The organism is Enterococcus mundtii, from assembly GCF_003957375.1.
Classification (GTDB): domain Bacteria; phylum Bacillota; class Bacilli; order Lactobacillales; family Enterococcaceae; genus Enterococcus_B; species Enterococcus_B spodopteracolus.
Genome location: NZ_CP025473.1, coordinates 2,468,052 through 2,493,869 on the forward strand (window position 1 = coordinate 2,468,052; position 25,818 = coordinate 2,493,869).

The 25,818-nt window shown below is 40.8% G+C and carries 16 protein-coding genes, 3 rRNA genes and 1 pseudogene; 5 read left to right on the top strand and 15 right to left on the bottom strand.

All coding sequences use genetic code 11. The features are described from left to right. Positions 1 to 125: 125 nt before the first annotated feature. From CYK55_RS12005 to CYK55_RS12035, 8 genes and pseudogenes are all read right to left on the bottom strand, one after another. Complete coding sequence (locus CYK55_RS12005; protein ID WP_034690621.1) at positions 126 to 1,070, bottom strand: 3'-5' exoribonuclease YhaM family protein; 945 nt, start codon at positions 1,068 to 1,070, stop codon at positions 126 to 128. Next, entirely contained in the window at positions 1,054 to 3,777 is a 2,724-nt protein-coding gene (locus tag CYK55_RS12010; protein WP_126134360.1) for an ATP-binding protein, read from the bottom strand. The genes CYK55_RS12005 and CYK55_RS12010 overlap by 17 nt, the downstream gene beginning before the upstream one ends. Further along, positions 3,774 to 4,988 carry a metallophosphoesterase family protein gene (locus CYK55_RS12015; RefSeq protein WP_126134361.1) on the bottom strand — a complete coding sequence of 405 codons (1,215 nt, stop codon included), beginning with the start codon at positions 4,986 to 4,988 and terminating at the stop codon, positions 3,774 to 3,776. Before CYK55_RS12015 ends, CYK55_RS12010 begins: the two co-directional genes overlap by 4 nt. Positions 4,989 to 5,194: 206 nt before the next feature. Then, positions 5,195 to 5,310, bottom strand: a 5S ribosomal RNA gene (gene rrf / locus CYK55_RS12020). A gap of 90 nt (positions 5,311 to 5,400) precedes the next feature. After that, a 23S ribosomal RNA gene (locus CYK55_RS12025) occupies positions 5,401 to 8,315 on the bottom strand. Between the two features lie 230 nt (positions 8,316 to 8,545). Then, positions 8,546 to 10,106, bottom strand: a 16S ribosomal RNA gene (locus CYK55_RS12030). Together the 16S, 23S and 5S rRNA genes form the textbook arrangement of a ribosomal RNA operon. A gap of 562 nt (positions 10,107 to 10,668) precedes the next feature. Then, positions 10,669 to 10,764 (bottom strand): hypothetical protein, encoded by a 96-nt coding sequence (locus CYK55_RS14095; RefSeq protein WP_161633751.1) that lies wholly within the window; start codon positions 10,762 to 10,764, stop codon positions 10,669 to 10,671. Positions 10,765 to 10,784: 20 nt separating this feature from the next. Continuing rightward, positions 10,785 to 11,414, bottom strand: a pseudogene (locus tag CYK55_RS12035) (family 43 glycosylhydrolase); the annotation flags it as partial. Positions 11,415 to 11,713: 299 nt separating this feature from the next. On the opposite strand from CYK55_RS12035, the gene CYK55_RS12045 reads away from it, so the two are divergent. Further along, on the top strand, positions 11,714 to 11,944 hold the full coding sequence (locus CYK55_RS12045) for a hypothetical protein (protein WP_235186420.1): 231 nt from the start codon (positions 11,714 to 11,716) through the stop codon (positions 11,942 to 11,944). A gap of 109 nt (positions 11,945 to 12,053) precedes the next feature. On the opposite strand, the gene CYK55_RS12050 is transcribed toward CYK55_RS12045, so the two are convergent. The 3 genes from CYK55_RS12050 to CYK55_RS12060 form a co-directional block, all read right to left on the bottom strand. Continuing rightward, positions 12,054 to 12,584 carry a hypothetical protein gene (locus CYK55_RS12050; protein ID WP_126134362.1) on the bottom strand — a complete coding sequence of 177 codons (531 nt, stop codon included), beginning with the start codon at positions 12,582 to 12,584 and terminating at the stop codon, positions 12,054 to 12,056. A gap of 172 nt (positions 12,585 to 12,756) precedes the next feature. Further along, complete coding sequence (locus tag CYK55_RS12055; RefSeq protein WP_010734167.1) at positions 12,757 to 13,098, bottom strand: YlbF family regulator; 342 nt, start codon at positions 13,096 to 13,098, stop codon at positions 12,757 to 12,759. 67 nt (positions 13,099 to 13,165) lie between these two features. Continuing rightward, on the bottom strand, positions 13,166 to 15,340 hold the full coding sequence (locus tag CYK55_RS12060; RefSeq protein ID WP_126134363.1) for a PBP1A family penicillin-binding protein: 2,175 nt from the start codon (positions 15,338 to 15,340) through the stop codon (positions 13,166 to 13,168). A gap of 209 nt (positions 15,341 to 15,549) precedes the next feature. Between CYK55_RS12060 and CYK55_RS12065 the strand changes: the two genes are divergently transcribed. Further along, entirely contained in the window at positions 15,550 to 16,404 is an 855-nt protein-coding gene (locus tag CYK55_RS12065; protein WP_034689739.1) for an RluA family pseudouridine synthase, read from the top strand. Positions 16,405 to 16,568: 164 nt separating this feature from the next. Continuing rightward, positions 16,569 to 16,919: a hypothetical protein gene (locus tag CYK55_RS12070; protein WP_034689741.1), complete on the top strand. Its 351-nt coding sequence runs from the start codon at positions 16,569 to 16,571 to the stop codon at positions 16,917 to 16,919. Positions 16,920 to 17,065: 146 nt separating this feature from the next. On the opposite strand, the gene CYK55_RS12075 is transcribed toward CYK55_RS12070, so the two are convergent. From CYK55_RS12075 to CYK55_RS12085, 3 genes are read right to left on the bottom strand one after another with little or no spacing between them, the layout of a single operon-like run. After that, positions 17,066 to 17,932, bottom strand: a complete 867-nt coding sequence (locus CYK55_RS12075) for an ROK family protein (protein WP_034689744.1) — start codon at positions 17,930 to 17,932, stop codon at positions 17,066 to 17,068. A 5-nt stretch (positions 17,933 to 17,937) separates the two neighbouring features. Next, positions 17,938 to 20,619 carry an alpha-mannosidase gene (locus tag CYK55_RS12080; protein ID WP_126134364.1) on the bottom strand — a complete coding sequence of 894 codons (2,682 nt, stop codon included), beginning with the start codon at positions 20,617 to 20,619 and terminating at the stop codon, positions 17,938 to 17,940. Positions 20,620 to 20,633: 14 nt separating this feature from the next. Next, the gene (locus CYK55_RS12085; RefSeq protein WP_034689748.1) at positions 20,634 to 21,923 is read right to left on the bottom strand and encodes a glycoside hydrolase family 125 protein; all 1,290 of its coding nucleotides are present in this window, start codon (positions 21,921 to 21,923) and stop codon (positions 20,634 to 20,636) included. A gap of 150 nt (positions 21,924 to 22,073) precedes the next feature. Here CYK55_RS12085 and CYK55_RS12090 point away from each other — a divergent pair, with 150 nt between their 5' ends. Both CYK55_RS12090 and CYK55_RS12095 read left to right on the top strand, forming a co-directional pair. Next, positions 22,074 to 23,141: a GntR family transcriptional regulator gene (locus CYK55_RS12090; RefSeq protein ID WP_126134365.1), complete on the top strand. Its 1,068-nt coding sequence runs from the start codon at positions 22,074 to 22,076 to the stop codon at positions 23,139 to 23,141. Continuing rightward, positions 23,122 to 25,275: a GH92 family glycosyl hydrolase gene (locus CYK55_RS12095; RefSeq protein ID WP_126134366.1), complete on the top strand. Its 2,154-nt coding sequence runs from the start codon at positions 23,122 to 23,124 to the stop codon at positions 25,273 to 25,275. The genes CYK55_RS12090 and CYK55_RS12095 overlap by 20 nt, the downstream gene beginning before the upstream one ends. A gap of 277 nt (positions 25,276 to 25,552) precedes the next feature. Here CYK55_RS12095 and CYK55_RS13905 read toward each other — a convergent pair whose 3' ends face one another. After that, positions 25,553 to 25,654 carry a putative holin-like toxin gene (locus tag CYK55_RS13905; protein ID WP_126134367.1) on the bottom strand — a complete coding sequence of 34 codons (102 nt, stop codon included), beginning with the start codon at positions 25,652 to 25,654 and terminating at the stop codon, positions 25,553 to 25,555. Positions 25,655 to 25,818 lie beyond the last annotated feature (164 nt).

The following is a 25,818-nucleotide window of genomic DNA, read 5'->3' on the forward strand; positions in this document are numbered from 1 at the left end:
AACAACTTTCATGGATGTTGTCTTATTTATCGAGGCTAAATACTTTCGTCTTGACCTCTTTAAAACTAGTGAGATGATATCAATACATTATTACGTATCTTTCAATACCTACCCAACAATTACCATCATTTCTGTTTTGGTACATAAAAACTACGATTATCTAAACCAAATATTCGATCTGTATATTTCCCTGGCTCTGTTTGACGAATCGCAGTAGTCATCATTTGCATTGAAGCATCGATCGTGTCAATTTGATGTAATACTTCAGCTTCCATGATTCGAGGACGAACAGGCGAACCATATTCTAACAATCCATGATGTGATAGAACCATATGGCGTAAGATCAGCACATCTTCTTCTTCCTCACTGATTTTCAACGCTAAACAAGCTTTTGTTATTTCTTCATCAATTAAAACTAAATGCCCTACTAAATTACCTGCTAATGTGTATTCTGTTGCCATTGAGCCGGACAACTCGATTACTTTCCCTAAATCATGTAAGATAATCCCCGCATAAAGTAGCGGACGATTCAATTCAGGGTATTCATCAGCAATCGCTTTACCTAAGTGTAACATCGACACTGTATGATAAGCCAATCCACTAGCAAATGCGTGATGATTTCGTTTTGCTGCTGGATATTCAAAAAATTGTTTTTGGTATTTATTGAGTAAATAACGCACGATGCGATTCCAATGTGCATTTGTGATCTCAAATAGCAGTTGGTTGATTTCTTCTTCCATTTCTTCTTTTCTCAATGGTGCTCTTTCCATGTACAAACTTGGATCACTCGGTTCCTCAACTTTTGTTAAACGCATATGCAAAATTTTAACTTGAGGATTTCCTTGATAGACCTCGCGTTTACCATTTAAAAAAACAACTGTTCCCGGTGTAAATTTTTTGATCTCGTCCTCTGATGCATCCCAATATTTGCCATCAATTGTTCCTGATGTATCTTGAAATGTAAAAGCGATAAATTTCTTACCATTCTTAGCGATTCTTACATCTGCATTTTTGATCAAAACGAATTGTTCGAATTGTTCATCAACGACTAATTCACGTATTTTTTTCACTATTCGCACCTTCTAACTTTCTCACAGATTGTTCTAGCTCATGATAATAGCTTACCATTTCTTGATCAGAAGACAAGCAGATTACTTGATAGGTTTTGCTAAATTCAGCTAGTAGTTTAGCTAAACGGTATTTTCTCTTATGGTCGTAGTGTAGCCAGCCATCATCAATGATCACTGGACAGATCGACCGTTTCGCTTCCAAAGCAAGATATGCAAAACGCATCGCCATAATCATCTGATCCTTTGTCCCTGTCGATAGTTCATAAATTGGAAACTCATCTGTACCATTTGTTAATGTCAATGTATCGTTTTTCAATTGTATTTCTTGGTACTGTCGATCAGTTAGGATACTTAGATAGTCTCCAGCTAATTTGAGTAACTGTGGTAATTGCCGTTCACTTAATTCTGTCGAAAGATCACCTAAAAATGTCCCAGCAATCACTAAGCCTCCCCACTCTTCAAATAAAGTTTGTAGTTGTGCTTTTTGTAGACTTTCCTGTTGATATAATTCATCTAATGTCCCGTCTTGTTGTAATCCCTCAATTTGCAACTGCAAACGTTGACGTTGCTCACTCTTCCTACCTTCTTCCCTCTTTAGTTCTTGCAATCGTTCGGATTCACGAGCAATCTGAGTCTGCAACTGACTATAAGTAATGACAGTTTTAAAAATTGGAGAAAGAATATTCGCCAATTCTTCAAAACGCGCTTGTTGTTGCTTTGTTTGCTTCGCCTTTTGTAGAAAAATCGGTACTTCTGATGGGTAAGAAAGTTCTGCTCTAGCAAATTGTTCCTTGTATTCTTCTAACCACATTTTTTGTTTCTTTTTCAATGCATTGATTTCTTGTTTCAATAAAGTATTCTGTTGATAACTTCTAGCATATTTCATTTGTTCCATCTCTTGGATGAACGTGGTTAATAGAGCCATTTTTTCCGAGAGAGATTTATGTTGGAGCGGTAGCCATTCTTTTGCTAGGTCAAGTTCCCCGTCTATCTGTAAGAGTTGTTCCTGTATCTCTCGTTCTCGTTGTTGCTTTTTTTGGAAAACAGCATAAAGCTTTTGATAATCTGTTACTTCTTGGCCCTCATTTTTCATCGTTTCAAGCGTGTTCATTATTCCTAATGAGTGATGATAGGCAAAATCAGCTACTGATTGTTCCAATTTTTGTTGCTTTCGTTTATTCTCATTGATTGTTTGAGTAATCTCTTCTGATTGTGCCAATACAATATCCAGTTGCCCTAGTTTCTCTTGCCATTTTCCTTTGATTTCTGGCAAATTTTGGTCTATTGTGTTCTTAGATTTTCTACGAGTAAACGTATAGCCAACCACTCCCAAAGCAAGCAATGGCCCCAATATTTTTCCAGGCATAGGTAAGATTAAACCAATCACAGCTAACACTAACGCACTAACGTAAAATTTGAAAAAGGATTGTTTTTCTGGAACATCTTGGATCGGTCTTGTTTGGATCAGCGTTGGGTGAGCTAGTTCTAATTCATTGATCTCTGCTTCTAGTGTTCGTTGCTGTTCCTTCACAATATCAAAACGAATCGCTAACTGACTGTGTTCATCATTCAATTGTTGCGCCATCGTATACAAAGAACGCCACTCTGGATCATCAATAAATTCCTGTGGTCGTTGCAATCGATCCCAGCGCCAACGTTGTTCCAAGATTTTCAATTCAGACACTGTTTCCCTTGTCTCTACTTGCAGTCTTTGCCATTCATCCATTAATTGCTCCGTTGAAAATTGCTTTTGCTGTAGTGCTTTCAACTCTTGTTCTTGTTCTAAATAAAAATAATAACGTGCAGAGTGCTGATCCATCCCACTATGTCGCTCTAACGAAGCCTCAAGTTCTTCCAGACGTTCGTTCATTTGTTGATAACGTTTGGTAAATACTTCTAAATCTTGTATTAGTGATTCATTCGGTACTTCAGCTAGCATATTTTTTTTCAGTGATTGCCACTCTTCATATAAAGAGAAATTCAATTCTTGTTGATGATACAGCGTAAGTTTTTGATTGATTTGTTCGATATCATGCAATAAGAGCTGTTGTTGTTCTGCTAGTCGTTGTTCCTCCATGATCCATTCACTATAGATCGCCTCTTGCTCTTGCTTTTGATGAATCTTTTCTTGTAGTTGTTTCCATTCATTTAGTCGCTGATTAATCACTAATTTTTGACCTTTTCTTTTAAACAACTTATCAGCTGATTGATAATATTCTTGTCTTTTTTGAAAGACATGAGAACTTCCAGTGATTCCTAATGAAATCAACGCATCATGTAATTCTTTTTCTGTTAAATGAGCAAGTTCACTCAGTTGTTCTTGTTGAAATGTAAAAACTTGCTGGAATAACTCTTTCGTCAAAGGTGAAAGTAGTTTTTCTAAGAGTTCATCACTTCCACTTTGGCCATTACATGTGACCTTCGATTTGCCTCTATTTTGTTGTTTATATCTCTCAACATAAATTTCTCCATGTACAGGATGATTCAGCCATAATTTTCCACCGTATGCAGAACCGTCTCTCGGTGTGTAATCTTTCTTTTTCTTCCCTTTTGATGGAAAACCAAAAAGGATTGCTTGAATAAATTGATAAATCGTTGACTTTCCCGCTTCATTTTCACCGTAAATCAACTGATTCCCAGAGGTAAAATCAAAGGTTTCCTGTCGCCACTTTCCAAAAGCTGCTATTTCGATTTTTAAAATATTCATTCAGTACCCTCCTCAAACAAAAAGTCTTGCCGAATGATTTCTTGGGCCTTTTTTATCGTAGATTCTTGAAAATCCGGTAACAGATCCAACACTTTGATTGCCTCTTGATTTGTGTAGGCTTCTTGTAATATATGCTGAAAATCTTCTTTTGTTTGGTAATTTTCGAATAGTTGTTCAAACATCAATGTTGAAGCAGACAAAGAAATTTTTACCTTGTTATCTCTTTCTAAAGTAGAGATACGCCAAATAACTAAATTCGAAAATTCCCTGTTTGTTTCTTCCTTCAAATAATCTAATAATTCTCCAGAATAAATACGATCCAATACTTCCTGATCTAAGTGTTCATAATCAATGATCTCAAATTCAACGAGTGTCATCTTATTGGGTTCAACTAATTCTTGTTGAATTTTCTTCAATACATCCGTCGTTTGTTTCACTTCTCTGAGAGAAATTTGCTGACGTTTCCAATAAACTTCTGCAACTTTTATAGGTGTTGTTCGACAAGATGCTCCTTGAAGTTCAACTAAAACGATTGAAGTCGCGGACTCTTCTTTTTTTGTATGTCCTTGTGGTGCACCAGGATAAAGAATGGTTCCTTTTTCATTTAATTTAGTTGGAACATGGATATGGCCTAATGCCCAGTAGTCATAGCCTTTTGCTTCCATTTGATTTGCTTGAAATGGTGCATAATTCCCATGAGTTGACCCAATTTCACCATGATAGAGTCCAATATGGTAGTCGACAGCAAAACGTTGGGGAAATTCAGGCACTTTTTCCTCAGTGATCCATTGTTTTATGTAACTAAAACCACTGAGTGCAATCGTTTCGCCAGCATCCGTCGTCATTTGCAGTGTCTCTACAGTTTCCGAAGTAAACAAAGAAAGATTCTCGGGAAATTCAAACCAATATCTCTCTTTTTGATAAAAATCATGATTACCAAATGTTAAAAAAACTGAGATATTGTGTTCTCCTAAGCGCTTGATTTGTTCCGAAAAATGTTTTTGGATCTTTAGCGAAGGACGATTCTGGTGGAAGCTATCCCCTACCAGTAAAACAAAATCAACCTGATGTTTGATTGCCTGTTCCACAATATTTTCAAGTACGGTCAAATTAGCCCGTAATAATTTCTTTTGAACTTTTCCATCGATTCCCACTAATCCTTCAAATGAACGATCCATATGCAAATCTGCCGCATGAATAAATTTGACCATTAAGCTACTGCCTCCCTATATATAAGATAAATAAAATACGAGTTTGTCTGTGTCGCTTTACTAAAACAGAACGATATCTGTTGGCTTTTTTTGTTTATATATGATTTATCATAACATTTCCATTGCTTTTTTTCAGCAAAAAACCGAAAATTTGTTCGCATCCAGACAAAAAAAACAGCTGAACTTTCGTTCAACTGTTTTCATTTGCGTGGCGGCGTCCTACTCTCACAAGGGGCAACCCCTCACTACAATCGGCGCTAAGAAGCTTAACTTCTGTGTTCGGCATGGTTACAGGTGTATCCTTCTCGCCATCGCCACCACACTTGGTGTTATCTATCTTTGAGTAAATCTTGTTCACTCAAAACTGGATTTGAAGTATCAGTAAGAAACTCTCCGAGTTTTTCATTTTATTTTGGTTAAGTCCTCGATCGATTAGTATCAGTCCGCTCCATACATCACTGTACTTCCACTCCTGACCTATCTACCTGATCATCTCTCAGGGATCTTACTTTCTTAAAGAAATGGGAAATCTCATCTTGAGGTGGGCTTCACACTTAGATGCTTTCAGCGTTTATCCCTTCCCTACATAGCTACCCAGCAATGCCCTTGGCAGAACAACTGGTACACCAGCGGTAAGTCCATCCCGGTCCTCTCGTACTAAGGACAGCTCCTCTCAAATTTCCAACGCCCGCGACGGATAGGGACCGAACTGTCTCACGACGTTCTGAACCCAGCTCGCGTGCCGCTTTAATGGGCGAACAGCCCAACCCTTGGGACCGACTACAGCCCCAGGATGCGACGAGCCGACATCGAGGTGCCAAACCTCCCCGTCGATGTGGACTCTTGGGGGAGATAAGCCTGTTATCCCCAGGGTAGCTTTTATCCGTTGAGCGATGGCCCTTCCATGCGGAACCACCGGATCACTAAGCCCGACTTTCGTCCCTGCTCGACTTGTAGGTCTCGCAGTCAAGCTCCCTTCTGCCTTTACACTCTTCGAATGATTTCCAACCATTCTGAGGGAACCTTTGGGCGCCTCCGTTACTCTTTAGGAGGCGACCGCCCCAGTCAAACTGCCCATCTGACACTGTCTCCCACCACGATCAGTGGTGCGGGTTAGAGTGGCCATAACGCAGGGGTAGTATCCCACCAGCGCCTCCATCGAAACTAGCGTTCCGACTTCTACGGCTCCTACCTATCCTGTACATGCGGTACAGACACTCAATATCAAACTACAGTAAAGCTCCATGGGGTCTTTCCGTCCTGTCGCGGGTAACCTGCATCTTCACAGGTACTAAAATTTCACCGAGTCTCTCGTTGAGACAGTGCCCAAATCGTTACGCCTTTCGTGCGGGTCGGAACTTACCCGACAAGGAATTTCGCTACCTTAGGACCGTTATAGTTACGGCCGCCGTTTACTGGGGCTTCAATTCGTACCTTCGCTTACGCTAAGCACTCCTCTTAACCTTCCAGCACCGGGCAGGCGTCAGCCCCTATACTTCATCTTACGATTTTGCAGAGACCTGTGTTTTTGATAAACAGTCGCTTGGGCCTATTCACTGCGGCTGATCTGACGATCAGCACCCCTTCTCCCGAAGTTACGGGGTCATTTTGCCGAGTTCCTTAACGAGAGTTCTCTCGCTCACCTTAGGATTCTCTCCTCGACTACCTGTGTCGGTTTGCGGTACGGGTCGTTGTTTTCTCACTAGAAGCTTTTCTCGGCAGTGTGACGTCAGGAACTTCGGTACTATTATTTCCCTCCCCATCACAGCTTGTCCTTAAAGTTAGAAGCATTTGACTCCTATCAAGACTTACTGCTTGGACAGACATTTCCAATCGTCTGCATTCCTTAGCCTCCTGCGTCCCTCCATTGCTCAAACAAAAACAACGAGTACAGGAATATCAACCTGTTGTCCATCGCCTACGCCTGTCGGCCTCGGCTTAGGTCCCGACTAACCCTGGGCGGACGAGCCTTCCCCAGGAAACCTTAGTCATTCGGTGGACAGGATTCTCACCTGTCTTTCGCTACTCATACCGGCATTCTCACTTCTAAGCGCTCCAGCAGTCCTCACGATCTACCTTCAACGCCCTTAGAACGCTCTCCTACCAATACACCTAAAGGTGTACTCCACAGCTTCGGTAATATGTTTAGCCCCGGTACATTTTCGGCGCAGGGTCACTCGACTAGTGAGCTATTACGCACTCTTTAAATGGTGGCTGCTTCTAAGCCAACATCCTAGTTGTCTGTGCAACCCCACATCCTTTTCCACTTAACATATATTTTGGGACCTTAGCTGGTGGTCTGGGCTGTTTCCCTTTCGACTATGGATCTTATCACTCACAGTCTGACTCCCGGATATGAATGAATGGCATTCGGAGTTTATCTGAATTCGGTAACCCGAGATGGGCCCCTAGTCCAAACAGTGCTCTACCTCCATCATTCTCAATTCCGAGGCTAGCCCTAAAGCTATTTCGGAGAGAACCAGCTATCTCCAAGTTCGTTTGGAATTTCTCCGCTACCCACACCTCATCCCCGCACTTTTCAACGTACGTGGGTTCGGTCCTCCAGTGCGTTTTACCGCACCTTCAACCTGGACATGGGTAGATCACATGGTTTCGGGTCTACGACTACATACTCAAACGCCCTATTCAGACTCGCTTTCGCTGCGGCTCCGTCTCTTCAACTTAACCTCGCATGCAATCGTAACTCGCCGGTTCATTCTACAAAAGGCACGCCATCACCCATTAACGGGCTTTGACTTGTTGTAGGCACACGGTTTCAGGTTCTATTTCACTCCCCTTCCGGGGTGCTTTTCACCTTTCCCTCACGGTACTGGTTCACTATCGGTCACTAGGGAGTATTTAGCCTTGGGAGATGGTCCTCCCGGATTCCGACGGAATTCCTCGTGTTCCGCCGTACTCAGGATCCTCCTAGGTGCCTTCCAAATTTCATCTACGGGGCTTTCACCCTCTCTGACTGACTTTTCCAAGTCATTCGACTATCTGAAAGAACTACCATATCGGAGTCCTACAACCCCAATGAGCAAGCTCATTGGTTTGGGCTTTTCCCGTTTCGCTCGCCGCTACTCAGGGAATCGAATTTTCTTTCTCTTCCTGCAGGTACTTAGATGTTTCAGTTCTCTGCGTCTACCTCATATACGCTATGTATTCACGTATACGTAACATCCTATAAAAGATGCTGGGTTCCCCCATTCGGAAATCTCTGGATCATAGCTTACGTACAGCTCCCCAAAGCATATCGGTGTTAGTCCCGTCCTTCATCGGCTCCTAGTGCCAAGGCATCCACCGTGCGCCCTTATTCACTTAACCTTATCAACCTTACGGTTGGGTTTTGATCTTTCTTCTAGCGATAGAAGTCCAATCAAGAAAAATAAGCAATTGAACTTATTAAAAAACTCATTCAACGCGGTGTTCTCGGTTTGTATTACTTACATTTTTACTTCAATATCCAGTTTTCAATGAACAAAATTTTGAGAGTAGACCTCTCAAAACTGAACAAAGTATCGACAAACGTGTGTAGTCTCCGTAATATTCCTTAGAAAGGAGGTGATCCAGCCGCACCTTCCGATACGGCTACCTTGTTACGACTTCACCCCAATCATCTATCCCACCTTAGGCGGCTGGCTCCAAAAAGGTTACCTCACCGACTTCGGGTGTTACAAACTCTCGTGGTGTGACGGGCGGTGTGTACAAGGCCCGGGAACGTATTCACCGCGGCGTGCTGATCCGCGATTACTAGCGATTCCGGCTTCATGTAGGCGAGTTGCAGCCTACAATCCGAACTGAGAGAAGCTTTAAGAGATTAGCTTAGCCTCGCGACTTCGCGACTCGTTGTACTTCCCATTGTAGCACGTGTGTAGCCCAGGTCATAAGGGGCATGATGATTTGACGTCATCCCCACCTTCCTCCGGTTTGTCACCGGCAGTCTTGCTAGAGTGCCCAACTAAATGATGGCAACTAACAATAAGGGTTGCGCTCGTTGCGGGACTTAACCCAACATCTCACGACACGAGCTGACGACAACCATGCACCACCTGTCACTTTGCCCCCGAAGGGGAAGCTCTATCTCTAGAGTGGTCAAAGGATGTCAAGACCTGGTAAGGTTCTTCGCGTTGCTTCGAATTAAACCACATGCTCCACCGCTTGTGCGGGCCCCCGTCAATTCCTTTGAGTTTCAACCTTGCGGTCGTACTCCCCAGGCGGAGTGCTTAATGCGTTAGCTGCAGCACTGAAGGGCGGAAACCCTCCAACACTTAGCACTCATCGTTTACGGCGTGGACTACCAGGGTATCTAATCCTGTTTGCTCCCCACGCTTTCGAGCCTCAGCGTCAGTTACAGACCAGAGAGCCGCCTTCGCCACTGGTGTTCCTCCATATATCTACGCATTTCACCGCTACACATGGAATTCCACTCTCCTCTTCTGCACTCAAGTCTCCCAGTTTCCAATGACCCTCCCCGGTTGAGCCGGGGGCTTTCACATCAGACTTAAGAAACCGCCTGCGCTCGCTTTACGCCCAATAAATCCGGACAACGCTTGCCACCTACGTATTACCGCGGCTGCTGGCACGTAGTTAGCCGTGGCTTTCTGGTTAGATACCGTCAAGGGGTGAACAGTTACTCTCACCCTTGTTCTTCTCTAACAACAGAGTTTTACGATCCGAAAACCTTCTTCACTCACGCGGCGTTGCTCGGTCAGACTTTCGTCCATTGCCGAAGATTCCCTACTGCTGCCTCCCGTAGGAGTTTGGGCCGTGTCTCAGTCCCAATGTGGCCGATCACCCTCTCAGGTCGGCTATGCATCGTGGCCTTGGTGAGCCGTTACCTCACCAACTAGCTAATGCACCGCGGGTCCATCCATCAGCGGCACCGTAAAGCGCCTTTCAAAACGAAACCATGCGGTTTCGATTGTTATACGGTATTAGCACCTGTTTCCAAGTGTTATCCCCTTCTGATGGGCAGGTTACCCACGTGTTACTCACCCGTTCGCCACTCCTCTTTTCCCGGTGGAGCAAGCTCCGGTGGGAAAAGAAGCGTTCGACTTGCATGTATTAGGCACGCCGCCAGCGTTCGTCCTGAGCCAGGATCAAACTCTCATAATAAAAGTTAGAACAATCTTGCGATTGTTAAGCTCAATTTGTTTGCTAGCATATTGCTTGCTTGTTAAAAATGTTTGTTGTCTTGAATTGAATCAAGACGCCCTACACATTTGGTTTGTCTTACTTTGTTCAGTTTTCAAAGGTCTACATGATAAATGAAACACAACTGCCTCAATTCATCATTTGTGATTGCCGTAGCAACTTTTATATCTTAGTAAACTCTCGGATGATTGTCAACTATTTTTTAAAAGTTTTTTTGACTCGTTTTTCACGAAGTCGTTTTAGCAACTCACTTATCATAACTCATCGTTTGTTATTTGTCAACATGTTTTTTTGTTTATTTCTTAATGAAATCAACATATAAAAACTCATCTCTCATAACCAACTTCGTTATATTATCATATAAAATTATGATTGTCAATAAAACTTTTAAACAAATTTCATGATTGTTTTCATGTTTCAGCAACGTTGACTATACTATCATTAAAAAAAAGATTGGTCAAGGTAAAATTTAACTTTCACTACACCTAATCTTTTTTTATTTATTTCATTCCATTTCTATTTCCTAATAGTTGAAATAATCAAAATCAGCATAGCTCCCACCTCTTACGTTTAAATCATACACACCAATACCAACAAAGTTTCCTGTAACCCCCCCGATAGTGTCTGCACATCAATTTCAGTACCACCTTCAGCAGTCAGCAAATAGTAGTAATCATTGACATAGTAAAGATGAGGTGCTTCGGTCTTTGCGTGTTCGGTTCCTGTAGGATCGTGTGAATCGGCCCGACTAGTTGTTTTTGTTTTGCATCATATTCTCGAATGACGATCCCTGCTGATTTATTAGGTGTAGTTAGTCGAAAATCCCAGATTTCATTCAAAAGCCATTTCCTACCTGTACGTGGATCAAGAAAAAGAGAGGGATCACCTCCCCTACTATTTAGATAGATTGGACTTTCCCAAGGTCCATTGATATCCTCTGCGATCATCATGTAATTGTGGGTGTCTTTAAAAGGACATGCTACGCTTTTAACATCTGTATAAATAAGATAAGATAAAATCGCCCAGCTAAGTAACTGATTTGTGGCGCTCAGATACTTCCATTGATCGGATGACCCTTTAACCATACTTGATCAGTTAAACTATCTGTTTTATGTTCCTAATTGATCAGATCTGTTGATTCATATACACGAATACCTGGTAACCCTCAAAAGAAGAAACAATCACACAATAAGAGCTACCCACTTTCAAAATATTCGGGTCCGGATTAAATTCTCGAATGATTAGATTAGCTACTTTACTTTGAAACATCCGATCTCCACCTTTGCTCTATTTTTTGGCGATACGTACTTGAACCCGCTGCTAATAGATAGAAAAAGACAAAAGGGTAAGCAATGAATTGTGTACCGAACAACAGCAGGACTTCTGAAACCAATAAATGAGCACCGCCATCGGACTTGCTTTTCTCTTCAACTTCAACGATAAATAAAGAGCAAGACATAGCCAAACCAATGAGAGGAATAGGCTAACACTAAACGACCCCGTCATGCTCCGTAGTGACTCAAAGGTTTCTTTTACACTCCCCCCTCTAAAAAAATAACTACCCTATTTTGGATGTTTTCACTCGTTCACAAGCAACTCTTCAACAGTATACGCAAGAAGAAACAAAAAAATTCTACTTGCATTTACCAGTTGATACTTATGAAAATTATCACTCAGGTCTTTGTGACAACACCCATTTTAGTCTAGAAGGTGCTGCTTTAGTCGCTCAACTCGTCGTTGAACTACTAAAAGAAACTGATCTTCCATTAGTAAATTATCTTGATACTCCTCATATCTAAAACTTGATTCAAAGGATTTACGATTGTACCCAGACAAAGCAAAAACTTAAAGCATGCAATATGCTTTAAGTTTTTGCTTTGTCTATTAAATTAGGACTCAATGATACGATCAAAGGCTTTGTGTTTGCTCGTTATTCTTTTGTTTTTCCGCTAATGAAGGTCTTCTAGCCGTAATTGCCAAGCTGACGCCCTCTTTTAATTTTTCAAACATAAAAAGATCTTTATTTTCTACTTGGGGATTTTGGCGGATCTCTTGGAAGATCATTCGTTGGTCTTTCACTGTATAACGTGCATATTCGTGAATATAGCGATGAGTTATCATCAATGAAAGAAAAGCAAAAGGCGTGTGATTCTTTTGTTTTTCTGTTAACCGCTGATAAATGAATCGATCCAGTTTTTCTGCCCAGATCAAACTGTTTTGATAATGCTCGAAATGCGTTTTTGTGGATACCCAACGAAAATTTTTATCATAGGCCCATGAATCTTCGACAAGCTGATATTTCATTTTTTTTAGTGTCTGTAGTAACTCTTTTGTTCGTTTATGTAGGATAAATTGATTGAAAAGGGCTAAGTCAAAAGGTTTCGTAACATTCAATCCTTTAATCGGTGCGGTAATTTCGATCGTCATTTTTTTTCGCATAGGTTCACATCCTCTCGTTTGTTTATCCGTGTCTTTCTGCAACTTAATGATACCAAAGGATGATCCTTGCCTGTCCATCACTTTTTCTTCTGAAAGAAAAAATTATTTTTCATAAAAAAACTGGCATGAAATCCTTTAGAGATTTCATGCCAGAGAGTTATTTTGTTGGTGACTATTCGCTGTACAAGTCGCGTACTGGTGTCATGATGATACGGTTTAAATCGTTGATGATCGTGCTGAACCCTTGTTCTTTTTGCATCAAGTCATTGATGACTTCTTCTGTTTGGATTTTCATTGCCATTTCTTGCGCTCTGGCAGCATCTTCATCGCTAAATTCTTGTCCGCTCATTTGTTTTTCTTGTAATTCGATCTGCATCGCTTGGAAATCTTTGAACAGTTGATGTGCTTCTTCATTCGCTTTTACTTTTGCATAAGCTTCTTCTAGCTCTTTGAATTCTTTTAGTTCACGAATCTCACGTTCGATTTGATTTGCACTATCATAAATATTTGACATACGACGGCCTCTTTTCTTCTATTTAATAAACTCTATTGTAACATGAGGTGATTTGTTTTCAAAGTGCCTACTCTCCTTGGAATCGACGCCATAGATCTCGTGTTGCATCACCGATGCCTTGTACGCCTTCTCTCAGCATATCGCCAAAATTCCTTAGGCCATCTTTTGCTTGTTCGCCATAACGATCTAAATTGTCTTGCCAGTTCCCCTGATTCTCTTCATTATTTTGGGAATTATCTGGTACTTGATCTGCTGGGACGACTTGACCACCGGTAGCATAGGCATCCGCAACATTAAATCTTGTTTGCTCGGTGTAAGGCAAGATGCCTTCTGCTGCTGATTTGAAGACTTTCCCCACCACATTGCCACTTGTACCTTCTAAATAGTGAAGTTCACTCGTTTCTTCAAATCCCAACCAAGTAGATATGACTACATCTGGAGTATAGCCAACGATCCATTGGTCATTCGCTTTTGTTGCATCAAAATTCGTTTCTGTCGTTCCTGTTTTTCCAGCTACCGTATAGCCGTATGGATTCGCTGCAACACCCGTTCCATTAGAGAACGTACCTAGTAACATGCTAGTCATTTGGTTCGCTGTTTCTTCGGAAATGACCTGCTTTGGTTTACTGTTGGTATTATCAACGATGACTGCTCCAGTAGAGTCAACGATCTTGGTGATCAAATGCGGTGTATACATCTTCCCATTATTGGCAAATGAACCATAAGCCCCCGCCATAGTCATAGGAGAAACCCCATTTTTCAAACCACCTAACGCTAACCCATAATACTTGTCTGAATCAGCTAAAGGCAAGCCAAATTCTTTTGTCTTATCAAAGCCTTTTTGAAGACCAATCTCATGAAGTAACCACACAGCAGGTAAATTCAAGCTTTGAGCAACTGCTTGATACATCGGTACTTCCCCTTGATAGGTCCCATCAAAGTTGTGTGCATCATAATAAGATTGTGGTTTATCTTCAAGAATACTTGACGGTGTATAGCCAGCTTCTAACGCAGGTGCAAATACACTGAGTGGTTTGATTGATGAACCAGGTGAACGTTTCATCTGCGTTGCAAAGTTGAATCCTCTAAAGACATGTTCCCCACGTCGACCAACGAGTGCTGCAACCCCTCCTGTTTTCGGATCTAGTGCAACCGAACCTGATTGGACCATGGCACCATCTGTCGCATTTGGAGGGAATAACGCATCATTTTGATAAGTCGCTTCTAGTTGTTGCTGATAATTCTGATTCAATGACGTATAGATTTTATAGCCTTTGTTCATGACATCAGCTTCAGCTAAACCATATTCACTAACCGCTTCATCAATCACTGCATCAAAATAATAAGGATAACGATAACCAGACTCCGAACCAGTATACGTATCATTCAAATAGTGTGTGATATCTGTTTGAGACTCAGCAGTTGCTTGTTCTTCACTGATTTTACCATTGTCTGCCATCACGCTTAATACCGTATTTTTCCGATTATTGGCATTTTCTGGATGATCGATTGGGTTGTAGATACCAGGACCCTTCAGCATCCCCGCTAACGTAGCAGCTTCAGACAGTGTGACATTTTTAGCATCCACCCCAAAATAGCGTCTTGATGCATCTTGTACACCCCAAACCCCATTACCAAAATAGGCATTGTTTAGATACATCGTTAAAATTTCTTCTTTGCTATACTTCTTCTCGATTTCAATCGCTAGAAAAAGTTCTTTCGCTTTTCGGTCAAATGTTTGATCTAGTGTAAGATACGCATTTTTGGCTAACTGTTGGGTAATGGTACTTCCGCCACCCCCGCCTGTACCACCAGATGTGATCATCCTTACTGCTGCTCTGGCAATCCCTTTGATATCAAAACCAGGATGTTGATAAAAATTCCGGTCTTCGGTCGAGATAACAGCATCTTGGATCAGTGGAGAAATCGCATCTAACTCCACATAAGACCCTTTTTGTGCATACAACGTCCCCGCCTCTTCGTTGTTTTTATCATAAATCACGGTCGACTGACTCAAACCAGATTTCAGTGTTTCAACATTCGCTTGTTTCGCTAATACAAATAGATAAATACTCGTGATCAATACGAAGATCAGTCCGATCAGTAAAATCAACTTGTTGATATGATATTTTTTCCAAATACGCTTGCGCCAACGATGGAATTGTCCGAGGTAAGGCTTAATCCATCGCCAAAAACTGATGAGCGCAGTTTTTATTCTTCTTAGCATGCTCTGAAAATCCATTCACTTCTTCTCCTGTCTATTGATCTAATTCTTCTCATTTTAACATAACTAATTATGCGTGACGTCCTGCTTGAGATGTAGGTGTACGCTTTGTTTATTCACAATGTGGATAGTTTAGCATATGAAATGACGAGAATTTTCCATTTTTTTCTTAAATATCTGTTAAAAATGTTACAATGAATCTGAATTTCAATGAAAGGTGTGAGCATGTGGACATCACAATCACGTTACCTGAATCTCATCCAACCATGACGATTCGAGAATTATTAGAAAATGAGTGGCTTGTACCAAGAAAAGTTCGGCACTTTTTACGTATACGTAAAAACGTCTTATTGAATCGCGAATCTGTTTTATTCCATCACGAAGCAAAAGCTGGAGATCAAATCACTTTGCACTTTGAAGAAACCGACTATAGTTATCAAGAGATCCAATTGGGGGAAGCAGCAAAAGTCAGCGTGTTGTACGAGGATGAACACTTGATCATCGTCAACAAACCAGTCGGTATCAAAACGCATCCGAATGAACCGACAGAAACGAATACGTTATTGAATCACCTGGCTGCTTACTTAGATCAAAAAAAACAACGTCCATATGTCGTTCATCGATTAGACAAGGAAACGAGTGGGGCTGTTCTATTTGCTAAAAATCCTTTTATTTTACCTATTTTAGGTAGAATGTTGGAACAGAAAAAAATCTACCGCCGTTATCAAGCCGTTGTTTGGGGTAAACTTTCTCAAGATGTAACAATCACAGACAAAATCGGCAGAGATCGTCATGATCGTCGCAAACGAGTGGTTGATCCCAGAAATGGGCAACCAGCCATCACACATGTCCAAGTTGCCGAAGTTTCGGCAGATAAAACAAAGATCTATTGTGTCTTGGATACAGGACGAACCCACCAAATCCGTGTACATTTAGCAAATCAAGGCCACCCCATTGTTGGTGACCCGCTCTATCAAACGAAGCCAGCGAAACGTTTGATGCTCCATGCGTTGGAACTCCATATGACCCATCCATTTACACAAGAAAAAATCATTGCAAGAGCATTGCCGGGATTATGGTAAACACTTGAAAATAGTCATAAACAAAAAACTGAGATTTGGGAACTTAATACGGTCCCCGATTCTCAGCTTTTTTCCTATTTCTATCAAAAAATATAAATCGACAGTAAGCGCCTATATGTTGCTCTTACATTATATGTATCTAAAACATCAAGGAGATTATTCATATGAATATTGAAAGAACTAACCTTTCGTCACAAATTGCTGTAGCAACCAAAGCGACTGCTGTTACCATGAAGAACTTGATCGCTACAATAGATACTGGAGTTGTTGCTGAACAAGGTGGCCAACTGATTGATGCCCTCTACTGTACTTACCTGAATAGTAATGATGACTTTACCATCTTGGACATTGAGTTAGGGATTCCTATCAATACTGCAATTTCTGCAAGTGATGAGGTTTATATGAGCCAAACGTATAGTGGAAAAGCAGTTATCGCCCCACACCAAGGTGCTTACGTCACACTTGAAACACCAGAAGACGAGTTATTGACACAAGTCATTTTTCCAATCAACTAAGCTTTGAAAAAAATCGATGTAGCCTTGATCTCACTGGATAGAAAAACACATACCATACTATTTGATGTTGCCTTAGCCGATGCAACATCAAGAATTAGTACAGTATGTGTTTTTCTATTTTTCAGAACTTTAACAATAAACTAAATTTATTTGATTCCTTCTCGATGTGCTTTTTCCGCTAAAAGCAAGCTTCCAATGATCCCACTTTCATTCGGCATGCCCCATTGAACAATGTACTCATCTACTGGCGGTGTTTCCATGTAACCAGCCATTAATGTCATAAATTGTTCTCTCACTTTTTGTAGTAAGTGTGCTTGATTCATGACACCACCACCTAAAATGATTTTTTCTGGCGCTAATGTCAATGTATAATTGACTAATGCTTGTGCAAGGTAATATGCTTGGATATCCCAGACAGAATGATCCTCAGGTAAATCTTGCCCTTTGATTCCTGTACGTGCTTCGATCGATGGTCCAGCAGCTAATCCTTCTAAACAGTCTTTATGGAAAGGACAAGTTCCTTCGTAGTCGTCTTCTGGGTGACGCTTGACCATGATGTGTCCCATTTCCGGATGTGCACTCCCAGAAAGAATATCGCTATTCAACACAACTCCCCCACCAATACCTGTGCCGACAGTCAAGTAGATACAACTGTTTTTCCCTTGCGCCGCCCCTTTCAACAATTCACCATATGCCGCAGCATTGACGTCGGTTGTCCATGCCAAAGGAACGTCGTATCGTTGTTTGATGCTTCCTAAGAAATCAAAATCTCGCCATCCTTGTTTAGGCGTAGCTAAGACATAGCCATAGCGATCATTCGTTGGATCAATACCGATTGGACCGAAGGAACCGATTCCAATTGCTTCTAACTCAAACCGATCAAAAAAGTCAAACACACGTGCCAAGGTTTCTTCCGGCATCGTCGTTGGTACACTGATTTTTTCAATGATCTCTCCATTATCTGATACCGCACAAATAAATTTTGTTCCGCCTGCTTCTATTCCGCCATACATCTCAATTATTCCTCCTCAAAGCCGACTGTCCGAATCTCATAAGGCTGGAGCATTTCGTCAATCGTCTCTTGACATTCTTCTTCAAGGAGATTCAACCGTTTGCCTTTTTTGCCATTTTTCGTCAAATGCAACGATTCTAAATGACTAGACATATTGAATCCTCTCGCTACTAGTTTATCATTAAGTTTGCTTCGTTTCAAAGCAGTAATTGCAAACGTTTCCCCTTCGATTGATAAATATTGTTTTTTCGGAGCGAATTTACCTACTTGATTTGGCAATTGCTTGGTCGAAAACGGAATTTGAGCGGCATAAGCATGTTTGTATGTGGCGAATTTGTCTTTCCCGGAATGGACCTCTAAACTGTAATCGAATTGATGAACACCTAGACATTGTGCCTCCGGTGTTGGGAAATAACCCCAGTCGCCCATCTCACCAACGCAACGCAGTAAGGTCACCGCAATCGTTTTTCCATCCACGATTTCATATTCATTCAAACCAAAATTTCCAATCGTTATCCCTTGGCTTTCATCACCTAATTGAACGAAGGCATGTTGATGCTGGGGATTGGTCGGGTTCTCCCAAGTTGCAGAGACTTGATTTGGACGAGCTACGACTTCAAAAATACTATCTGCTTCATGTTGTTCCACATGTAACTTCGTTGGGAATAAGACACGTAAGCGATGATCTTTCATCTGATTGTCGATGGTTGTTGTAAAATCGATCTTTTTGCTCTCTGCACGCAACGTAATCAGTGTTGTGATTGTCAGTGGCTTTGTTTCTTTTGAGCGTTGGGCTTGTCTAAAGCGGAACTCTCGTACCATTTGTTGCTCTTTTTCTAACCGATCATCTGCAGAAATAGGGATGTCAATGGTTTGAGTTAGTTTGATTTGAGCGATTTTAGTTGTATCCTTGATGATCTCAACAGTACTTGTCGGTTGGTCTTTTGAAAGGATCGCTTTTTCATTCTCTGGTTGCTTGAAGATATATTCGTTACCGATGTCACCGACGTCTTCAAATGTCAATAACTCTTCAAATTCTTGCCCGGTCGTTTTATCCAATAAGGTCAATGTCCCATTTTTCTCAATGGATACATGCACGAATTGATTTTCAATACAGCATCCTGCTTGAGTAATCATCGACTCTTGCTTTTCATCCGCAACTCCTTCAACTAAAGCGAATGTTTCCCATGAAAATGCAGGCATTTCATCAATTGGTAGCTCAATCGTGACATATCTTGCCATATATGGCACTCTAAAGCGATCTTTCGGTAAATCATAGCCAAATGATACAACTTCTTCAGAAATCAAAGTTGGAATCTGTTTTTTGTCGGACGTTTCAACATGATAGTATTTCTTAGGTTGTTCCGCCAAATCTTGATATAGCTCTTCTGGAATACCTTCTGCAAATCGTTTTCGTTCCAACTCTAAAGTGATTACGGCTGACCCTGTTTTGGGCATTCCAGCTGTATTAAAAACGACAAAAGGATAACTTTCCTTCGAAAATCCACTGGTATCAATAGCTGTTGCCAGTTGATCCAACGCTTCTTGTGCTAAAAATCTCCCCACTTCATTGGCTTTTTCAAAACGCGGAATCATTTCTCGATGAACGGAGTCAACTGAGCATCCGCAAATGCTATCATGAGGATGGTTTTGCATCAGTGTTTTCCAAGCATAATCTAATTGATCGTGCGGATACTTCCCTGTCACTTCATACGCCATCGTTGCTAAAGGTTCTGTGACATTTTCAAGTTGACGCTGTACTTTTGTGTTCCACTGTTTGAGGTAAACTCTTGCAGAAGCTGTATTGGCTAACGTATACCAGCCATCAGTTTCCTGACTTGTCAATTCTCCTGCAACTGCGCCAAGATCCTGAGGAAGATCCTGTTGTACCGTTTCTATATAATCCGTAAAGTTGGAATGAACAAATTCATATTCTGGATATAATTCATTGGCTAATCGAATTGCTGTTGATATATCTTTTTGTACAGGTTGATGATCCACTCCATTCATCATCAATAAATGGTTCGTTGACGCATATTGCTCGGCATCTGCTAACTTTTGATCCCAAAAACGAATCGCAGCTTCTTTCTCAGCTGGAATCTCATTCCCGTTACTGTACCAGTTGGCAAACAATAACCCAAAGATTTCCGTTTGATCAGGCCCTTTCCACCACATCTCAGAATATTGTGACGAATAGTTCTCAGCTTCTAGTACTTGATTATCAAAGCCTATCGGTTTCACTCCACGACCAAACGCAGCAGCTTCTAGTCCTACTTGCTTCATCATTTGTGGCGTTTGTCCCATATTGCCAAAGGTATCAGGGAAATAACCTAGCATGACCGGCGTTCCCCATTTGCGACTTTCTTCCATACCGATCAACATATTCCGAACATTTGACTCTGAGCTAATTAAAAAATCATCCTGTAAAATATAAAATGGTCCAATCCGTAATTTTCCTGCATCGATGGCTTGTTGGATTGCTTTTCTTTTTTCAGGACGTACTTGTAGATAGTCATCTAAAATAATGGTTTGTCCATCTAAATGAAAGCTGTTGAAGTCTGGATCGATTTCAAACAGCTCCAACAAATCATCCATTAACTCCACTAATCGCATGTGATGTTGCTCATATGCCATGTACCACTCACGATCCCAATGGCTATGAGAAATGATATACACTTTTTTCTTCATATCTATTCTCCTCCTTATTTTTCCACTCGGATATCAAAGTAATCCATGACTAACTCACAAAACATCATGTTTGCCCAAGAAAACCATTCTCTTGTGTAATTTTGCGGATTGTTCACATCAAATCCTTCATGCATCAAGTGTGTCCCTGCATCGGTCGCTACTAGTAAATCAAGGATTCGTTCTTTTTCTTGCTTGTCTTCTGTCGTCATTCCTTCCATCGCTAGGGCGATTGGCCAAATATAATTCTCGGGCGTATGCGAAGAACCAATTCCTTTTGCATACTTCCCTTCATAAAAGTAAGGGTTCTCTTTACTTAACAAAGTGTTTCGCGTATTTATATAGTGTTCATCTGTACTGGAGCAATACCCCAAATAAGGTGCTGAAATCAAATTAGGCACATTGCTATCGTCCATTAATGAGGCATTCCCTAAGCCGTCTACTTCATACGCATAAATCGTTTCACCTTGTTGATTTTCGATTTTTCCATAGGTGGCAATCCCCTCTTGGATGGCTGTTTTTAAGTCGTTTGCTTTTACAACGATTTCTTGGTCTTCAAGAATTGAGGTGAAAATCTCTTCGACATATCCTAGAATAACTACAGCAAACATATTGGATGGGACAAGATAGCCATATTGACAGGCATCATCGCTCGGACGAAATCCTGACCAGGTCATACCCGTGGGCGCAATCGCCGATCCACGCCCCTCGTTGACTAACGTATCTTCTTTTCTTGTGGTATCTCTTGTAAAGGTGTAAGGCGATTGTCGATGGTTTTGTTCTACTTGAAAAACTTCTAAGATTTTTTTTATTCCCTCAATAAATGAGTGGTCAAATTGATCTGTACGTCCAGTATTTTTGTAAAGTAGATAAGCTAGTTGAACAGGGTAGCATAAAGAATCGATTTCATATTTTCTTTCCCAGATCCAATCGTTCATTTGAGTGTGATCGGTTTGATGCCCTGCGCCATTTGCTTGTTCATTGAACGCATTTGCATATGGATCGATCGTAATATAGTAAAATTGCTTTTTGACTAACCCACTGATCATGTCGGCTAAATCTTCATCCTCTTTCGCAATCACTAAATAAGGACGAACCTGTGCGGTGGAATCACGTAACCACATTGCAGGGATGTCTCCTGTGAGTAGAAAAGTTGTACCATCCTCTTGCCGTTTGACTGTGGTCAACAACGTATTCGCAAAGGCCGAAGAAAAATTCTTAGCCCAATCTGCATGCTCTTCTCCACATTTTTGTATAATGTCATCCATAAATCGCTTCACTGAATTAGGTATATCTTTATAAGCCATATTATATAAACTCCCTTTTATTTGATATGTCATTATGGATTATACCTGCTCACACCACAAATGTCTACGCTTTCAATAAACTTTTTTCTATTTACTTTTTCAAGTATTATGCTATTATTTATTTATGATATATCATTAAGAGGTGTAATTATGGAGCAACCATTATATAAAACAATATTTTTAGCGCTAGAAAAAGCAATACATGATGGAACTTTACCTGTCGACAGTCAAGTTCCCACTGAAAAAGAACTATCCCAACAATACAATGTTAGTCGGATCACGTCTAAACGGGCATTGACAGAATTAGAACAACTAGGATTGATTTATCGTGTACGCGGAAAAGGAAGTTTTGTTAAAGCTCCCAAAAAAGGTATTCTTTCACGTAGTCTCTCTACTCATAAAAGAATCTTATTTCTGTTGCCTTACTTGTCTGATTTATCCGTGGGTGACTTTACTCAGGGCTTGAATCCAATCATGCAAGAACATCAATTCGAGGTCATGATGACGACTTTAGATTTTTTAGAAACAAAGACAGCCAATGATTTGATGCAAGAATTTGATGGCTTGATTTATTATGCTTTTGAAACAGACCAACATCTTGACTTGCTTTTTGAGCTTTCCTTAAAAGAATTTCCAGTACTCATGCTAGATAAAAAAATATATGAGTTACCTTTTCCAACCGTCTTATCGGACAACTTTCAAGGTGGTTCTTTAGCAACCAATCAGCTGATTGAACAAGATCACAAAAAAATCGCTTATCTTTTTGGTGATTTATCCCATCCACAATCCGTGAGACAACGCTATCTCGGTTATCTTGAAGCACTGAATAAAGCAAAGTTATCGTTCCATACTGCATTAAATGATCCAATGGCGACCACTAATGAATTAGCTAACTATATTCATACACATAGCGTTACAGCGTTTGTCTGTGAGAATGACTTAGTTGCAATTCAAGCAATGACTACGTTAAAACAATTGGGTTACACCATTCCCAATGATTTTTCTGTCATTGGATTTGATGATATCCAAGCTGCTGCTTTGGTTGATCCGCCTTTAACAACGATTGCCCAAGATTTTCTCCAATTAGGCGAACTTGCGGGCAAAGCGATGATCCAGTGGTTACAAGCAAAAGAAAAACCGGCTGACATCAAACATCCTGTTACTTTGATCCAACGACTATCGACAAAGGAGTATACACATGAACATTCAACAAATTGATACACGTCATGGCACTGCGAATCAAGCCAACTTTTCTAATGGGAATTGCCTGCCTTATACAGGCGTTCCTTTTGGTATGAACTATTTTGCCCCACAGACAAATGAACAAAGAGGTAGTTGGTGGTTTCACCCTGATGACCGGATTTTCCAAGGCTATCGTTTGACTCATCAACCTAGTCCTTGGATGGGGGATTTCAGCCACTTTTTGATGACTCCGTTCAGTGGAGTATTACAAGAACCCACGGTGTTCCATGCCCAAAGTTCGTATCGTCCCGAAGAATGTACTTTTTGTCCCACCCACCTTTCCATTGACCAATTACGTTACGGTATTCAATCGACATTAATCCCTAGTATGTATGGCGGCATCCTTTCCATCACTTACCAACAAAATGATAGCGGTTTATTACTAGCGTTTCCTGGCCGTTTCCGTCTTACTGCAAAAGATGCCTACACACTAGAAGGCCAAGTCACTCATTTTGCGGGCGCAGAAGATCCGAATTTCACTTTTTATTTTGTTTTGGGCTTCGAACAGCCTCTGACAACTAGTGAACTCCAGTATTCTAGCGAACAAGCAGACACTGTAGCTCTTTATTTTGGTCATATCAAGCAGCAGAAGATTCGGCTAGGGACGTCATTCATCAGTAATGAACAAGCTCACCATAATTTGAAACAAGAGCAAGAAAAACAAGAAAAAGACTATCTTTTAGACAGTCGGGAGCAATGGCAAAACTACTTTGATCGAATCAAAATCAACCATCATGATCAAAAACAAACGCAAACGTTCTATCACAATTTATATCGGACATTCCTATTCCCACAAACTTTTTACGAAATTGATCCAGAAGGAAAAAAAATCCATTATGATACCACTAGTCGTACAGTAAAAAATGGGATTCTTTATACAAATAATGGTTTTTGGGATACGTACAAAACGGTTTATCCACTCTTTTCATTGATTGCGGTCGAAAAATATGAAGAGATGTTGGAAGGTTTCTTAAACAGTTATCGAGAAACTGGTTTCTTACCTAAGTGGCTTTCTCCAGATGAACGAGGTCTCATGCCTGGAACATTGATTGATGCAGTGATCGCTGATGCTGCTATCAAAGGTATCGGCAGTCAGAATATGCCGGAATTTTTAGAAGCCATGAAAAAAGGGGCGACAGTTCAAAGTGACCAACAAAATTATGGTCGCCAAGGGACAATCGATTATTTGAAGTATGGCTACGTGCCAAACCATTACCATGAATCGATCAATCACACACTTGATTACGCCTACAGTGATTTTTGTATCAGCCAAGTTGCTCAAACACTAGCTGATGTTGAAACAACTCATCACTATCAGCAACAATCCACGAACTATCTTAATGTTTTTGATACAGCAACTGGTTTTATGCGTTCAAAAGACTGCTCAGGACAATTCCGTCCTGATTTCTCCTCTATTTCTTGGGGCACAGATTATGCAGAAGGAAGCGCATGGCAAAGTAGTTTTGCTGTTTTCCATGACTTTGCAGGACTGATCGAAGCGCATGGTGGAAAACAAGCTTTTGAGAACAAATTAGTTGAATTATGTAATCAACTGCCTAAGTTTGAAGTCGGTGGTTATGGGTTTGAAATCCATGAAATGAGCGAGATGGCAGCAACTGAATTTGGACAATTAGCTATCTCTAATCAACCAAGTTTTCACTACCCTTATCTTTTCCATTACCTTGGGAAACCCGAAATGGCACAACCTTTGATCAAACAGTTACTTACGCAACTTTTCGATGCATCACCTACTGGCTATCCTGGCGACGAGGATAATGGCAGTATGGCCGCTTGGTATATCTTTAACAGTTTAGGTTTTTACCCAGTTACACCTGGAACCGGTGAGTATGTCATTGGTATCCCACTGTTTGATCAAGCGATCTTAACACTTTCAAACGGCAATCAATTGACTATCCATGCTACGCCTAATCAGCCACAACAACAGTTTATTCACCATGTAAGTCGAGATGGCTACACTTATGAGAAGCTATATTTTACTCATAAAGATTTACTAAACGGTGGCACGATCAACTACCATTTAGGCATCGTTCCTCATACTAAAACTTATTCAGAGGATAACTTGCCTTATTCTTTAAGTCGCCAAGAATAATAACCGTGGTTAAGGAAGTGCTATCTCAGCGCTTACTCTGTAGTGAAGTCCATTTGCCATCCTCTTCAGCACTAACTTTAGAGAATGTGCGACTTCATTAGGACTTTATTGAATGATTGATTTCACTCATGACACGTTGTTTACAGATGACTCGTTGAGATGCTATACTAAAGAAAAGAAGCGATGCGTGAACATCACTTCAATGTAGCCGTTTAAGACGGTAGCATGTTTTGAGCTAAAATAAACCCGTCAACTTCGCTAAAAGTTTATGACGGGTTTATTTTTTATCTTTTTTGCTTATTGTCAGCATAATGCCAACAAGCCCAAGCATCAACGATCCAAACTGGATCATCAATGCCTGTGCTTCCGCAACAGACAAAAGGCTACTCCCCTCGTTGAAGTAGGAAAATACTCGTAGGCATCATCCCTGAGTAGCTACCATCTTAAACAATCTACATTGTCCATTTTAACATAGAACCCATCACATATTTTATATTTTTTCGTTTTTTTATATGATTTTTTACTAATCAAACCATATAAAAA

Excerpts from the sequence above, each read along its gene's own strand:
- CYK55_RS12010 (WP_126134360.1), bottom strand. The coding sequence starts at position 3,777 with ATGAATATTTTAAAAATCGAAATAGCAGCTTTTGGAAAGTGGCGACAG.
- CYK55_RS12015 (WP_126134361.1), bottom strand. The coding sequence starts at position 4,988 with ATGGTCAAATTTATTCATGCGGCAGATTTGCATATGGATCGTTCATTT.
- CYK55_RS12050 (WP_126134362.1), bottom strand. The coding sequence starts at position 12,584 with ATGCGAAAAAAAATGACGATCGAAATTACCGCACCGATTAAAGGATTG.
- CYK55_RS12055 (WP_010734167.1), bottom strand. The coding sequence starts at position 13,098 with ATGTCAAATATTTATGATAGTGCAAATCAAATCGAACGTGAGATTCGT.
- CYK55_RS12060 (WP_126134363.1), bottom strand. The coding sequence starts at position 15,340 with ATGGATTTTCAGAGCATGCTAAGAAGAATAAAAACTGCGCTCATCAGT.
- CYK55_RS12070 (WP_034689741.1), top strand. The coding sequence starts at position 16,569 with ATGAATATTGAAAGAACTAACCTTTCGTCACAAATTGCTGTAGCAACC.
- CYK55_RS12075 (WP_034689744.1), bottom strand. The coding sequence starts at position 17,932 with ATGTATGGCGGAATAGAAGCAGGCGGAACAAAATTTATTTGTGCGGTA.
- CYK55_RS12080 (WP_126134364.1), bottom strand. The coding sequence starts at position 20,619 with ATGAAGAAAAAAGTGTATATCATTTCTCATAGCCATTGGGATCGTGAG.
- CYK55_RS12085 (WP_034689748.1), bottom strand. The coding sequence starts at position 21,923 with ATGGCTTATAAAGATATACCTAATTCAGTGAAGCGATTTATGGATGAC.
- CYK55_RS12090 (WP_126134365.1), top strand. The coding sequence starts at position 22,074 with ATGGAGCAACCATTATATAAAACAATATTTTTAGCGCTAGAAAAAGCA.
- CYK55_RS12095 (WP_126134366.1), top strand. The coding sequence starts at position 23,122 with ATGAACATTCAACAAATTGATACACGTCATGGCACTGCGAATCAAGCC.